This window comes from Streptomyces sp. NPDC058469 (assembly GCF_042721125.1).
Lineage (GTDB): Bacteria > Actinomycetota > Actinomycetes > Streptomycetales > Streptomycetaceae > Streptomyces.
Window position 1 is genome coordinate 17,239 of record NZ_JBHXME010000020.1, and the last position, 13,701, is coordinate 30,939.

14 protein-coding genes are annotated in these 13,701 nt (G+C 70.6%); 7 read left to right on the top strand and 7 right to left on the bottom strand.

Annotation, left to right across the window (positions count from 1 at the left end; all coding sequences use genetic code 11):
• Positions 1 to 283: 283 nt before the first annotated feature.
• Entirely contained in the window at positions 284 to 1,468 is a 1,185-nt protein-coding gene (locus tag ACFWP5_RS12735; RefSeq protein ID WP_384154341.1) for a GDSL-type esterase/lipase family protein, read from the bottom strand.
• 118 nt (positions 1,469 to 1,586) lie between these two features.
• Complete coding sequence (locus tag ACFWP5_RS12740; RefSeq protein WP_384154343.1) at positions 1,587 to 2,162, bottom strand: TetR/AcrR family transcriptional regulator; 576 nt, start codon at positions 2,160 to 2,162, stop codon at positions 1,587 to 1,589.
• A gap of 71 nt (positions 2,163 to 2,233) precedes the next feature.
• On the opposite strand from ACFWP5_RS12740, the gene ACFWP5_RS12745 reads away from it, so the two are divergent.
• From ACFWP5_RS12745 to ACFWP5_RS12760, 4 genes are all read left to right on the top strand, one after another.
• Positions 2,234 to 2,728 (top strand): FBP domain-containing protein, encoded by a 495-nt coding sequence (locus ACFWP5_RS12745; RefSeq protein ID WP_384154345.1) that lies wholly within the window; start codon positions 2,234 to 2,236, stop codon positions 2,726 to 2,728.
• A 210-nt stretch (positions 2,729 to 2,938) separates the two neighbouring features.
• A complete protein-coding gene (locus tag ACFWP5_RS12750) occupies positions 2,939 to 3,796 on the top strand; it encodes an aldo/keto reductase (protein ID WP_384154347.1) in 858 nt (285 codons plus the stop codon).
• An 89-nt stretch (positions 3,797 to 3,885) separates the two neighbouring features.
• Positions 3,886 to 5,658 carry an ABC transporter ATP-binding protein gene (locus ACFWP5_RS12755; RefSeq protein ID WP_384154349.1) on the top strand — a complete coding sequence of 591 codons (1,773 nt, stop codon included), beginning with the start codon at positions 3,886 to 3,888 and terminating at the stop codon, positions 5,656 to 5,658.
• A gap of 108 nt (positions 5,659 to 5,766) precedes the next feature.
• The gene (locus ACFWP5_RS12760; RefSeq protein ID WP_384154351.1) at positions 5,767 to 6,009 is read left to right on the top strand and encodes a DUF5133 domain-containing protein; all 243 of its coding nucleotides are present in this window, start codon (positions 5,767 to 5,769) and stop codon (positions 6,007 to 6,009) included.
• Between the two features lie 5 nt (positions 6,010 to 6,014).
• Here the strand turns inward: ACFWP5_RS12760 and ACFWP5_RS12765 are convergent, their stop codons facing one another.
• On the bottom strand, positions 6,015 to 6,983 hold the full coding sequence (locus ACFWP5_RS12765) for a GlxA family transcriptional regulator (protein ID WP_384154353.1): 969 nt from the start codon (positions 6,981 to 6,983) through the stop codon (positions 6,015 to 6,017).
• Positions 6,984 to 7,127: 144 nt separating this feature from the next.
• Between ACFWP5_RS12765 and ACFWP5_RS12770 the strand changes: the two genes are divergently transcribed.
• Positions 7,128 to 7,595, top strand: coding sequence for a hypothetical protein (locus ACFWP5_RS12770; RefSeq protein WP_384154355.1), 468 nt, complete (start codon positions 7,128 to 7,130; stop codon positions 7,593 to 7,595).
• Between the two features lie 9 nt (positions 7,596 to 7,604).
• Here ACFWP5_RS12770 and ACFWP5_RS12775 read toward each other — a convergent pair whose 3' ends face one another.
• A complete protein-coding gene (locus ACFWP5_RS12775) occupies positions 7,605 to 9,644 on the bottom strand; it encodes a SpoIIE family protein phosphatase (RefSeq protein ID WP_384154357.1) in 2,040 nt (679 codons plus the stop codon).
• A 201-nt stretch (positions 9,645 to 9,845) separates the two neighbouring features.
• Between ACFWP5_RS12775 and ACFWP5_RS12780 the strand changes: the two genes are divergently transcribed.
• Positions 9,846 to 11,003, top strand: a complete 1,158-nt coding sequence (locus ACFWP5_RS12780; protein WP_384154359.1) for a serine hydrolase domain-containing protein — start codon at positions 9,846 to 9,848, stop codon at positions 11,001 to 11,003.
• 43 nt (positions 11,004 to 11,046) lie between these two features.
• Here ACFWP5_RS12780 and tgmB read toward each other — a convergent pair whose 3' ends face one another.
• The 3 genes from tgmB to ACFWP5_RS12795 all read right to left on the bottom strand — a co-directional run bounded on the left by tgmB (position 11,047) and on the right by ACFWP5_RS12795 (position 12,702).
• The gene (gene tgmB / locus ACFWP5_RS12785; RefSeq protein WP_384154361.1) at positions 11,047 to 12,033 is read right to left on the bottom strand and encodes an ATP-grasp ribosomal peptide maturase; all 987 of its coding nucleotides are present in this window, start codon (positions 12,031 to 12,033) and stop codon (positions 11,047 to 11,049) included.
• Between the two features lie 16 nt (positions 12,034 to 12,049).
• Positions 12,050 to 12,241, bottom strand: a complete 192-nt coding sequence (gene tgmA / locus ACFWP5_RS12790; protein ID WP_033283043.1) for a putative ATP-grasp-modified RiPP — start codon at positions 12,239 to 12,241, stop codon at positions 12,050 to 12,052.
• Between the two features lie 164 nt (positions 12,242 to 12,405).
• Positions 12,406 to 12,702, bottom strand: coding sequence for a YkvA family protein (locus ACFWP5_RS12795; RefSeq protein ID WP_384154363.1), 297 nt, complete (start codon positions 12,700 to 12,702; stop codon positions 12,406 to 12,408).
• Between the two features lie 156 nt (positions 12,703 to 12,858).
• On the opposite strand from ACFWP5_RS12795, the gene ACFWP5_RS12800 reads away from it, so the two are divergent.
• Positions 12,859 to 13,662, top strand: a complete 804-nt coding sequence (locus ACFWP5_RS12800) for a helix-turn-helix domain-containing protein (protein ID WP_384154365.1) — start codon at positions 12,859 to 12,861, stop codon at positions 13,660 to 13,662.
• Positions 13,663 to 13,701: the final 39 nt, after the last annotated feature.

Here is a 13,701-nt window from a genome sequence, read left to right on the forward strand (position 1 = left end):
GCGCGGCCTGTGACGGGTGGACGCGCACCGGGTGGGGGGGGGGGGCGCCGAGCTGGTTCAGTGGGCCCCGCGTGTGGGGGTGGCGGTGGGGGGCGGCGGAGCTGTCGCCGCCCGCAACGCGTGGTTCCCGGCCCGCGCACGGTAGTTGGACGGCGAGGAATGCCGCTGGTTCTGCGGACCCGCCTCGAAGTCCCGCTCGTGTCCGCTCAGTTGAGCCGCCGTGCAACCGTGATCCTGCTCAGCCGACTCAGCCGACTCAGCCGACTCAGCCGACTCAGCCGTGTCACTCGGTCCCGGTCCTGGCCGCGAAGGCGCCGCCCTCACCGAACACGAGCCGCCCGAAGTTCTCGCCGATGTGCCGGTGTCCCGCCGGGTCGGGATGGACCTCGTCGGGGAGCGGGAGTTCGGCGTAGTCCTTCTCGCCGTAGAGGAAACGGCCGTCGAGGTAGTGGAGGTTCGGGTCCTCGGTCGCCCGCTGTTCGACGATGCGGGCGAGTGCGTCGCGGATGACGGTGAGCGTCAGGCGCCCGGCGGCGCGTTCGGCCGGATCGCCTGTCGCCCTGAAACGCAGGGTTCCGCCGTCGAAGTCGGGCATGAGGGGGCCGGGGGTGTCCTCCTGGACCGGGCAGAGGATGGCGGACACGACCAGCAGCGGTGTGGTCGGATGCCCCTCGCGGATGGTGTCGAGGAAGCCGTGGACCGCCGGGGTGAAGGCGCGCAGGCGCATCGCGTCGGCGTTGACGACGTTGATGCCGATCTTGACGCTGATCAGGTCCGCGGGGGTGTCCCGCATCGCACGGGCGGTGAACGGGTCGAGTAGCGCGCTGCCGCTGAACCCCAGGTTGACGAGCCCCACTTGGCCCTGAGTGGCAGCCAGCGCCGGCCAAGTCGCCGTCGGATGCGTGGCGTTCGAGCCGTGGCTGATGGAACTGCCGTGGTGCAGCCACACCTTGCGCCCGTTGTCCGGCGCCTTCTCGACGGGAGCGTCGGTGCGCAGGGCGATCAGCTCGGTGGCTTCCGTGTGCGGGAGCCAGATCTCGATGTCCTTGTCACCCGCCGGCAGGTCGGCGAACCGGGCGGTGCCGGGCTCTCCCTGCGTGAGCTCGGAGGACTGGGTCACCATGTCGGTGATCGTGCGCACGTTGCCGCCGGCCACCGTGGCCTGGGCGGTGAGACGGCCGTCGACCAGCAGGTCGTACACACCGTCGGCCGGGGCCGGGAACCCCAGGTAGACGCGCTTCGTGGGCAGCGTGTGCAGTTCGATCGTGGTGGCCCGGGTACGGAAGACCAGCCGTACACCGGAGGGCTGAGCCTCGGCCACGGTCAGTTGGGCGTCCGGGATCTGCCGACGCGCCCGGGCGGGCAGCCGATGCGGCAGCAGACCGTGCGCGGTCGTTTCCACGTCGAGGAAACCGCGCAGCATGTCGGTGGTGACGGGTGTGGTGATCGTGTCGTACTCGGTGCTCATTGCCTCAGCCTGTTGATCAAGGTGTCCGGAATGGGGCAGACCCGGAACGGGAAATAGGTCAGACCCGGAACCGGAGTACGTCGGATCCGGAACCGGGATACGCCAGATCAGGAATACGTCAGACGTGGGGCGCGGCCCGGTTCCGCAGCAGCGCGTCGAGCGAATCCACGATCCAGGCCCAGGATTCCCGCGCGTCGGGCGCGCTGTGCTCGAAGCCTCCGGCCAGCTCCAGGCTGACGTAGCCGTGGAAGACGCCGCCCAGCATCCGGACCGCGTGTGTCTGGTCCGGCTCTTCCAGGTCGTAGCCGCGCAGGATCGCCCGTGTCATCTGGGAGTGCCGCACCCCGGCGCTGGCGGCCGCCGTCTCGGGATCGAGCCGGAGCCGTGCCGCCGCGTACCGGCCGGGGTGCTCCCGGGCGTAGTCGCGGTAGGCGTCCGCGAAGGCGGCCAGGGCGTCCTTGCCGGCCCGCCCGGCCACCGCGTCGGAGACCCGGTCGGCGAGTTCCTCCAAGGCGAACAGGGCGATCCTGGTCTTGAGTTCCTGTGAGTTCTTCAGATGCGAGTACAAGCTGGCGACCTTGACGTCAAAGTGCCGGGCGAGTGCCGAGACGGTCACCTGGTCGAAGCCGACCTCGTCGGCCAGCTCCGCCCCCGCCACGGTCAGCCGCTCCGGCGTCAGTCCTGCTCTGGCCATAACCTTCCTCCCATTCGGCGATAGCCATTATGTATTTGCCTAAAGGTTTTAGGCAAACTAGCGTGCCGTTCATGAGACCACTGACTGAGCGGGAGATCCGCGCCGCCTTCGTGAACTGCACCAAGGGCGAGGCCAAGCGTCTGTCCGTCCCCCGGGACCTGGTCGAGCGGCCCTGGGACGACCTGGACTTCCTCGGCTGGCGGGACCCCCAGGCCCCCGACCGCGCCTACCTCGCGATCGAGCTGGACGGCCGTCCGACGGCGATCGCCCTGCGCTGTCCCGGTGCCGGCTCCTGGCAGACGCGGCGCAGCATGTGCTCGATGTGCGTGACCACCCACACCGGAGGCGTCTCGCTGATGACCGCCGCGAAGGCGGGCAGGGCCGGGCAGCAGGGCAACTCCGTCGGCGCCTACATATGCAGCGACCTCGCCTGCTCGCTGTACGTGCGCGGCAAGAAGGACGCGGGCATCGGCGCACGGCTGCCCGAATCACTCACCCTGGAGGAGAAGATCCAACGGACCGTCACCAGCATCACGGCGTTCATCGCCAAAGTCGCCTCCCGTTGAGCAGTCCGACTGAGCAGTCCGACTGAGCCGTCTGATTGAGCAGTCCCACTGCTGGGTCCGTTCGATTTCTTCTATTGGACCTACGGACCCGGGCCGGAGAAGCTGGAAGATGCGTCCTGCCCGTCGTGCCCGAGATCCGCGATCCGAGATCCGGCTCCGGCGGCGCGGGACGGCACGGTTCCGCGTGACAGCCGGAGGAGGAGCACCAGCATGGACACCCGCCGTATCGGTGACGTCGAGGTCAGTGCGATCGGCCTGGGCGGTATGCCCATGTCGATCGAGGGGCGGCCGGACGAGGCACGCTCCCTCGCGACCATCCACGCCGCACTCGACGCGGGCGTGACGCTGATCGACACCGCCGACGCCTACCACCTGCACGCCGACGAGGTCGGACACAACGAGACCCTGATCGCCAAGGCCCTCGCCTCCCACGACCGGGGCGCGGACGTCCTCGTCGCCACCAAGGGCGGCCATCTGCGCCCCGGGGACGGCAGTTGGACCCTGAACGGCAGCCCCGGCTACCTGAAGGAGGCATGCGAGGCATCCCTGCGCCGGCTCGGCGTGGAGGCCATCGGGCTCTACCAGTTCCACCGCCCCGACCCGAGGGTCGCGTACGCGGACTCGGTCGGCGCGGTACGGGAGTTGCTCGACGAGGGCAAGATCCGCATGGCCGGCATCTCCAACGCGAACCCGGAGCAGATCCGGCTGGCGAACGAGATCCTCGACGGCCGACTGGTCTCCGTGCAGAACCAGTTCTCCCCGTCCTTCCGCTCCAGCGAACCGGAGTTGGACCTCTGCGACGAACTCGGCATCGCGTTCCTGCCCTGGAGCCCCCTCGGCGGCATCGCCCGCGCCGGTGAACTCGGCTCCGCCTACGCGCCGTTCGCCCGCATCGCCGAGAAGCACGACGTCAGCCCGCAGCGCGTGTGCCTGGCCTGGATGCTCGCCAAGTCGCCGGTCGTCGTACCAATCCCGGGCGCCAGCCGCCCCGAGACGATCCGCGACTCGGCCGCCGCACCCGAACTCACCCTCTCCGCCGATGAGATCGCGGAACTGGACGCCGTCTGAGAAGGCCATGACGTCTGAGGTGTAGACATGGCGGGCAAGGGCAGTAAGCGCTTGCCCGCCAACCGGTCACAGGGGGAGGACCACCACCGATGGCGTCGTCCACGGAGAAACCGCTCGACCACCGCTACCGCGACGAACACCCGATCCGCACCCTCGCCTACCTGTTCCGCGCCGACCGAAGACGCCTGACCTGGGCCGTCGCCGTGTTCACGGTCAAACACAGCCCCATCTGGCTGCTTCCCCTGATCACCGCGACCATCATCGACACCGTCGTCCAGCACCAGCCGGTCAGCAGGCTCTGGACGAGCACCGGCATCATCCTGTTCATCCTGCTGATCAACTACCCCCTGCACGTGCTCTACGTCCGCCTCCTCTACGGCAGCGTCCGCCGCATGGGCACCGACCTGCGCTCGGCACTGTGCACCCGCATGCAGCAGCTCTCCATCGGCTACCACTCCCGGGTCAGCGCCGGAGTGCTCCAGGCCAAGGTCGTGCGCGATGTGGAGACGGTCGAGCAGATGGTCCAGCAGACCGCGGAGACCGGACTCGGCGCGATCACCGTGCTCACCGGCGGCCTGGTCATCATCGGCTTCCGTACACCGGAGTTCGTGCCCGTCTTCATCGTCGTCGTACCGGTCGCCGCGCTCCTCGTGTCCAGGCTGCGGGCACGGCTGCGTACCCACAACGAGCACTTCCGCCACGAGGTGGAGACCCTGTCCTCCCGCGTGACGGAGATGACCCGCCTCATCCCGGTCACCCGCGCGCACGGCCTGGAGGGCAAGGCCCTGCGCCGCATGGACGGCACCCTGCGCCGACTCCTCACCTCGGGAAACCGCCTCGACCTGCTCAACGGCCGCTTCGGCTCACTGGCGTGGGTGGTGCTGAACGTGGTCGGCGTCCTGGTCCTCGCCGGCGCGGCACTGGTCTCGTACTACGGCGCCTGGGGAGTCACCGCCGGTGACGTCGTCATGCTCAGTGCCTTCCTGACCACGCTCACCAACTCCACCACGACCCTCACCGGCCTCGCCCCGGTCATCACCAAGGGCCTGGAATCGGTCCGTTCGGTCGGCGAGGTGCTCCAGGCGCCCGAGTTGGAGGACAACGAGGGCAAGGCGGAGGTCACCGAGGTGCGCGGAGCCGTCACCTTCCGGAGCGTCGGTCATACCTACGACGGTGACCAACTCCGGCCCGCCGTGCACGACTTCACCCTCACCGTGACACCCGGCGAGACCGTCGCCCTCGTCGGCGCGTCCGGCGCCGGAAAATCCACCGTGCTCAACCTGGTCATCGGCTTCATTCGCCCCACCACCGGCCAACTCCTGCTCGACGGCATCGACATGAACACCCTCGACCTGCGCACCTACCGCCGCTTCGTCTCGGTCGTCCCCCAGGAGTCGATCCTCTTCGAGGGCACGATCCGCGACAACGTCGCCTACGGCATGGACGACGCCGACGAGGATGCGGTGCGCGCGGCGCTGCGGGACGCCAACGCCATGGAGTTCGTGGGGAAGCTGCCGCAGGGCCTGGAGACCCTGGTCGGCGAGCGCGGGGCCCGGCTGTCCGGCGGCCAGCGTCAACGCCTCGCCATCGCACGGGCGTTGATCCGCGACCCCAAGGTGCTCGTCCTGGACGAGGCGACTTCGGCCCTGGACACCCGCTCGGAAGCCCTGGTCCAGCAGGCGCTCGCCCGGCTGCTGCGCGGCCGTACGACATTTGTGGTGGCCCACAGGTTGTCCACCATCCGAGGGGCCGACCGGATCGTGGTGATGGGGGACGGGGAGATCCTGGAGGTCGGCACACACGACGAACTCCTGCGCCGGGGCGGGGCGTACACGGCGCTGCACAGCGGGCAGGTCGCCTGACCCACTGCCCGTCGGTTTCGCGTCAACAGCGCGGCGGGGTGTCGTAGTCGTGTGCTTGCCGCGGCGCCGACCGGGCATACGGTGCAGAAAGCGAGAGAGGGGTGTTCCGTGCTCGTGCCGGACCCGAAGGCCGTCAGAAAACTGCTCACCCGGTACGCGGTGCTGCGCATCTCCCAGGCGGAGCGCCACCGACCGCAGGCGGCCGACGAGTTGAACGACGTCGTCCACACCCTCTGCGTGATGATGGGCACCACCGGCATCCGGGAGGCCATCGTCAAGGCGGACGCCCTGTTGGCGGAGGCGCGCAGCACCCCGGGGAGCGCGGTCGCGGACGGACGCGCCCTGGCGTAGGTCTGTCAGGAGAGCGCCGCTTCGGGGACCGTCCTGCCCTGGAACGCCGAGCGGTACGCCTGCGGGCTCGTGCCGACCACCCGGCGGAAACGTTCGCGGAACGCGGTGGGGGAGCCGAACCCCGCCTGCTGGGCGATGCGTTCGATGGTGTGGTCGCTGTTCTCCAGCAGGTACTGGGCGCGTCGTACGCGGGCCCGCAGCAGCCACTGAAGCGGTGTGCTGCCCGTCTGTTCGCGGAAACGGCGGCTGAACGTACGCTCGCTCATGCCCGATCGCGTCGCCAGCGCGCCCAGCGTGACCTCGTGGGAGAGGTTGTCCTCGATCCACCGGAGAAGCGGTTCGAGGGTCGAGCCCTGCGGGACCGGAGGGTGCCGGTGGACGATGAACTGGGCCTGCCCGCCCTCGCGTTCGAGCGGCATGACCGACAGCCGGGCCGCGTCCGCGGCGACCGCCGAGCCGAAGTCCCGCCGGATGAGGTGCAGACACAGGTCCAGCCCGGCGGCGGCCCCGGCCGAGGTGAGGATCTGCCCGTTGTCGACGTACAGCACGTCCGGCTCCACCTTGACCAACGGATAGGTGCGGGCCAGCAGTTCGGCGGCCACCCAGTGCGTGGTGGCGCGCAGCCCGTCCAGCAGCCCGGCCTCGGCCAGCACGAAGGCGCCCACGCAGATGGACACGATCCGGGTACCCGCCGCTGCCGCCTCCCGCAGCGCCGCCAGCACCCGGGCGGAGGGCGGCGCGGCCTGCTCCGAGCGGCCCGGCACGATGATGGTGTCGGCGTCCGCCAGCGCTTCGAGCCCGTGGTCGACCCGCAGCGCGAACCCGTCCGTCCGCACGTCCGGCGTCTCACCGCACACCCGGACCCGGTAGGCGTTCCGGCCGTCCGGCAGCCGTGTACGGCCGAACACCTCCATCGGTGTCGCCATGTCGAACGGCACCACATGATCGAGAACAAGGATCGCGACGGTGTGCATGAACCCCACGATAGGCGGATTCCCGCCAGGGATGTGACATGGCCATCTGCCTCAGCAGGCTGATGGGATGGGTTGGCGGGAATCCGTTGGAAGCTGTCGTTCCAGCCCCTGTGCTGCCGGACGGGATCTCCCTAATCTGAGCCGGTGACCAAGATCCTTCTCACTCTGCACGTCCTGGCCGCCATCGTCGCGGTCGGCCCCGTCACCGTCGCCGCCAGCATGTTCCCACCGGCGGCCCGCCGCGCTCTCACGGGCGCGGACGGACCCGACGCGGGGGTGACGACCGTACGACTGCTGCACCGCATCTGCCGTGTCTACGGCGCGGTCGGGCTGGCGGTGCCCCTCTTCGGCTTCGCGACCGCTTCCGCCATGGGCGTCTTGAGCAGCGGCTGGCTCATCGCCTCCATCACGCTCACCGCGGTGGCGGCCGGCATCCTGATCGCGTTCGTGCTGCCCCGCCAGGACGAGCTCCTGGAGGAACTGGGCGCACAGCGGCCCGTGGAGCGTTCCGGGACTGTTCAACTCGCCATGTTCACCGGCATCTTCAACCTGCTGTGGGCGACCGTCACCGTCCTGATGATCATCCGTCCGGGCTCGACCACGGGCGCCTGACCGGACCGGTCAGCCGGTGACGCGGACCAGGAGGAGCGCGACGTCGTCGTCGGGTTCCGGGCGCAGCGCGTTGAGGAGCATGTCGCTCGTCTGCTCCAGGGGACGGCGGGAACTCTGCAACAGCCGCGTCAGCGCGTGCAGCCCCACGTCGATCGACTCGCCGCGGTTCTCCACCAGCCCGTCGGAGTACAGGGCGAGCAACGCGCCTGTGGTGAAGTCGACTTCGGCGGTCCCGAAGTCCACCCCGCCGACGCCGAGCGGGACTCCGCCGGGGATGTCGAGGAGTTCCGCGGTGCCGTCGGGGTGGATCAGCACGGGCGGCAGATGCCCGGCACTCGACAGGGCGCAGGTGCCCCGGCCGAGGTCGACGACGCCGTACGCGCAGGTGGCGATCGCGTCACCGAGGGAACCGGTGAGGTCGTCGAGGTGGTGCAGCAGCTCCGCCGGCGGGAGGTCGAGCCGGGCGAGTGCGCGGGTCGCGGTGCTCAACTGCCCCATGATGGCGGCGGCTTGGACGCCCTTGCCCATCACGTCGCCCACGACGAGGCCGGTGCGGCCCGGCCCCAGCGGCAGCACGTCGTACCAGTCGCCCCCGACCTCGCTCAGCGCCGGGAGATAGCGGGCGGCGATGTCGAGGCCCTCCTGCCGGGCCGGGGCCGGTGGCAGCAGGCTGCGTTGGAGGGTCAGCGCGGTGGTGCGCTCGCGGCCGTAGAGGCGGGCGTTGTCGATGCAGATCGCGGCGCGCGCGGCGAGTTCCGAGGCGAGGACGCGGTCCTGCTCGTCGAAGGGGCGGTCGTTGACGGTGCGGTAGAGGCTCAGTGTGCCCAGGACCTCGCCGCGGGCCATCAACGGGACGGCCAGGTAGGAGTGGACGCCCGCCATGCGCAGGGTCTGGGCGGCGCGCCCGTCCCTGGCGATGCGGCGCATCATCGGCGGGTCGACCCGCTCGACCAGGATCGGTCCGGCCTCGCGCACGCACCGGGTGATGATGCGGTTGGGGCCGTAGGTGGCCAGTTCGCCCACCGGGTCGGCCGCGTGGATCGCGTCGGTGAGATAGCCCGCGGCGACGGCCAGCGCCCGGAACTCGACCTGCGCGTCCTCGGTCACCGGAGTGATCGTGCCGTCCGTGACGACCGATTCCAGTACGTCGACGGCCGCCAGGTCGGCGACATGCGGCACCGCGACGTCGGCCAGTTCCCGCGCGGTCTGCTGGAGGTCCAGCGTGGTCCCGATCCGCACCCCGGCCTCCGCCACGACGGACAGGTGCTGGCGCGCCTGCGCGACCTCGTCGGCCGCCTGCTCCCGCTCGGTGACGTCCAGGACGGCCATCGCCAGCCCGAGCACCCGACCCTGCGCGTCCTCGATGCGGTGGTACGACTCCGAGTACGCCCGGTCCACGACGTCGGCCGCCGTCCGCCCCACGGTCTGCTGGTCGAGCAGCGGCTTGCCGGTGATCAGCACATGCCGCATCCGCGACTCGATGGCCGCGACGTCCAGACCGGGCAGCACCTCGCCGACGCGGCGCCCGACGACCTCGTCCTCCGGTACGCCGTTGATGCGCTCCAGGGCCGGATTGACGCCGACCCACCGCAGATCGGTGTCGAACACCGCGATGCCCACCGGCGTCTGCCGCACCAGGCTGTGGGACAGGGCCAGGTCCCGCTCCACGCCCCGTACGGTCGTGGCGTCCGCCGCGAGCCCCAGCAGATGCGCCTGACCGCGGCTGTCACGCAGCCGCATCGTGCGGAACTCCACCAGCCGCTCGCTGCCGTCCCGGTGCAGCAGGGGGAACACGCCGGCCCAGCGGGCACCCGAGCCCACCTGGGCGAACAGCTCACGCGCCCTGACCCGGTCGTCGGGCGACACCAGCAGCCGGTCCGCGCGCTGCGTCAGCGCCTCCTCGGGGGAGTAGCCGAGCAACTGCTCCGCCTCGGGACTCCACAGCGCGATGTACCCGCCGGCGTCCAGGACCACCGCCGCGACCCGCAACAGGTCCAGCAGCCCGCCCGGGGCGGCCGAGACACCGTCCCCGGCACCGTAAGCGTCCATCCCAGCCGCTCCTTCCGGCACGGCGCGGCACCGCCAAGATCCGAACCGCGGGTCATCCGATTACGGCACAGCCCGCCGCGCGGGGCAACACCGCGGGAGGCGAACAGGGGGAGGGGGCCGTATGGAGCACGTGGCCGCGCGGGCACCGACGCGCCCCCGGATTCTGGTCGTGCCCCGACCCCACTGCCCCCAGGACACTCCATGCCCTTGCCGCTCCGCCTCGTCTCCCTCCTGGTCGCCACCTGCGTGGGCGCCCTCGTGCCCGCGTCGCCCGCCGCGGCCGACGACCACTCCCTCCAGCGCGGCCTCGACGAACTGGTCGCTGCCCCCGACGGCCCGCCCGGCGTGATCGTCGTCCTGCGCGACGGCGATCACCAGCGCGTTCTCCGCGCAGGCACCGCAGACATCACCACCGGCCGCCCGCTCGAACCGAACGACCACACCCGCACCGCGAGCACCAGCAAGGCGTTCAGCGGAGCGGTGGCCCTGAGTCTCGTACGACAGCACAAGCTCGCCCTCGACGACACGATCGGCACCCGGCTGCCGCACCTGCCCCGGGCCTGGCGGTCGGTGACCCTGCGCCAGCTGCTCCAACACACCAGCGGGCTCCCGGACTTCAGTGAGAGCACCCGCTTCCGCAGCCTCCTCCAGGCCGACCCGCGCCGGCACTTCGACTCGCGGCGCCTGCTCGACTTCGTGGCCGGCGAACCGCTGCGCTTCACCCCGGGCTCGCAGTACCGCTACTCCAACTCCGACAACATCGCCGTAGCGCTGATGGCCGAGGCGGCGACCGGCGCACGCTACGAGGACCTGCTGCGCCACGACGTGTACAAGCCGCTGGGGCTGCACGACACGAGCCTGCCCCAGGGGTACGCGATGCCGAAGCCGTACATGCACGGATACGTCGTCGGCGGACCGTCCGGACCGGAGGACGTCAGTGAGGCGATCGGCATGTCGGGCGTGTGGGCCTCGGGCGGCATCACCTCCTCGCCCCGCGACCTGGCCGCGTTCATCAGCGGCTACGCCGCCGGGGCCCTCACCTCTCAGGCGGCCGTGCGGGAACAGCGGCACTGGATCCCCGGCGCCTCCGAACCGGCCGGCCCCGGCCGCAACAGCGCCGGACTCGCCCTCTTCCGCTACGACACCCGCTGCGGGGCGGTTCTCGGACATACCGGGAACACCCTTGGTTACACACAGTTGATCGCGGCGACCCCCGACGGCCGGCGCGCGCTCACTTTCTCATTGACAACTCAGGTGAACCAGGCGGGGAACCCGGAACTGCTGCGCAAGGTGCGCGCGGTCGAGGAGGACGCCGTGTGCAGCCTCCTGGGGACATACGGGGCTGAGCGCCACTCCTGACCCAGGGCGCTCACCCCCTCCGCCTCAGGCGAACCGTTACTGCTCAAGCGATCGCGCTGTCCGACCCGTTGACGAGGCCCTCCCGCTCCGAGGCGGCGGGCAGGGCCAGCCACTCCGCGATGGTCCGGGCGATCGGCTGGCCGGTGTCCGCCTCGACGAAGCCGAACTGGCCCGACTGGTTGCACTCCAGGAACCACCAGGTCCCGTCGGCGTCCTCGGCGAAGTCGAAGGCGCCGTAGGCCAGTTCGGCGTCCCGCATGTACGTCAGGACGGCCGCGGCGATGCGCGGCGGGACCTCGGTGGGGCACCAGGGCTGCACGGACACGGCGAAACGGACGTCGACCTCGGCGGGGTCGGGGTCCGGGGCGGTCGCCGTGCGGGCGGCGAGCATCCGGTCGCCCACCACGGTGAGCCGGATGTCGGCGCGCTTGGCGATCCGGCGTTGCAGCAGCGTGGGGCCGAACGCGACGGCCGCGAAGTCGGTGTCCGGCGCGACCCGGCTCGTCGGCACCGCTCGGGGCGGATCCTGCGGGTGGGCACCGGAGACCGGCTTGACCACCAGGTCCGGGAAGCGCTGCGAGAACTCGCGCGCGGCCTGCGGGAACGTGGTGATGAGGGTGGCCGGCACGGGCAGGCCGCTGCGCTGCGCGAGACGCAGCTGCCAGGGCTTGTGCCGGGCGCGGCGGGACGCGTCGGGGTGGTTCATCCAGCGGGCGCCGGAGCCGCGGAGCATGCCGTAGAGCGCCTGTGAGGCCTCCTCGGTCAGCCACGCGGAGGGCTGGGGTGCGCGGGTCGCCGGGGCACCCGGCCTGCGCACCCAGATCGACCGCAGTCCGCTCACGCTCACCAGCCGCCCCCCGGCGGACAGATGGCCGCGGAAGGCTCCGTGGACGTACTCCCCGGAGAGCGCGACCCCGCCGGTGAGGTCGGCGGGATCGATCCGGACCACGGGGACGCCGGACGCGTGGAGGTGCACCACCACCATGTCCGCTGTGACGTCCTCTTCGCAGGTAAGGACCAGGACGGTCATTTTCGTCGTTCCGCGTTCAGTCGTCGAAGTGAGTCTTCGATCCCGCGGTGGACGTCGTGGTCCCCAGTTCTCTCAGCAGAGCGAGATCATGGGCGGCCACCCGTCCGTCGGCGAGCACGTTCAACTGCAGTCCGGAGTCGTAGCTGTACGGAGCGGTGAGCTCCAACTGTGCTGCCGGGCGAGCGTAGTTGAGCGCGAACGGTTGCATCGTCTCTCCCTCGTCGGTACTACCTCGTACAAGCGGTGGCCACCCTGCGAGGTCGCTTGGCCCGCTGACTTCCGTCTGCTTCCAGAGACTTATACGAATCGAACGAGTGAATGGTTTCCTTACGCTGCGTAATCACAGGAAGGAGCCCGTTCCGCACATCGGGGTCAGTCGAGGTCGCCCGGCAGCCCCTTCTCCTGCTCGCCGAGGGAGTTGCGCATCGTGCGAAGAGCGAGGAGAAGTACGGCGATGTCGTCCAGATACACGGGATCGGGCATCAGGTCGGTCGGCAGTACGAAGTAGAGGACGGCACCCCAGAAAACCCATTTGGGGCCGGTCGGAAGCCCCGCGCGCCGCATGGTGCGCCGCGTACGGACGAGCCGCACCAGCACTCCGACGGCCACGGCGAGCAGCATCACCGCGAGCACCGCGGCGATGACGATCACGGTTGTGGTCGAGTCCACTGGCGCCCCTTTTTCCGGTGTGGCCGCATGGCATGTGCCCTATCCGGATGCCCGGTTACGGCCCCGGTATGGCCGACGAGAAGAACATCACACCCGAACGCTTCGAAGAGCCTTGACAGGCCCCGACCCCTTGTCAGGCACTGGTACGTTTTCACCGTGAGCGCGACCATCGGCACCGGAACCCACGTACGGATCGGCCTCGACGCCCCACCGCGCGTGGCCAGCCTCGGCGTGGGCGTGCACGGGACGGTGAGCCCGCGCGACGTGTTCCGGCTGCCCGACCTCTGGCAGCTCCACCTGTACCGCTACGAGGCGGAGTTGACCGTCGACGGTGTGGCGCACGAGATCAGGCCCGGCCATGTGAGCCTGGTGCCGCCCGGCGCGCTGGTGCGGTTCCACTACCGGGGCCGCTCCGAGCATCTCTTCGCCCACCTGGAACTCCCGTCGGCCGGTGAGCGGCTGACCGTGCCCGTGATGCAGGACGCCGGTACGCAGACGCCGGTGCTGACCGACCTGATGCAGCGGGCCGTGGCGGCGGCGCCGCGCAACTCCGCCCGCGCGGCAGCGGAGTTGTGGACCGTCCTGTGGCGCGTGGCGGACCTCGCGACCCCGGCCGCGGGCGGAACCACCGGCCCCCACCCGGCCTTCGCCCTCGCGGTGGCGCACATCGAATCGAACCTGGCGGCCCAACTGACCGTCCCCGACGTGGCCCACGCGGCCGGCGTCTCGCACAACCACCTCATCCGCCTGTTCCGCGCCGAGACCGGCACCACGGTCGTCGCCTACATCCGGCACCGCCGCATGGAACGCGCCCGGCACCTGCTGCGCGAGTCGACGCTGTCCGTCCCGGCGATCGCGGCCGCCGTCGGCATCGGTGATCTGCAGGCCTTCAACAAGGCGTGCCGACGTGAACTGGGGGCTTCACCCAGGGCGGTTCGGGCACGGGTGGGCGGGACCTGAAGGCCGGCTGTGCGGGCCGGTGTTACGGGTGGTGTATGC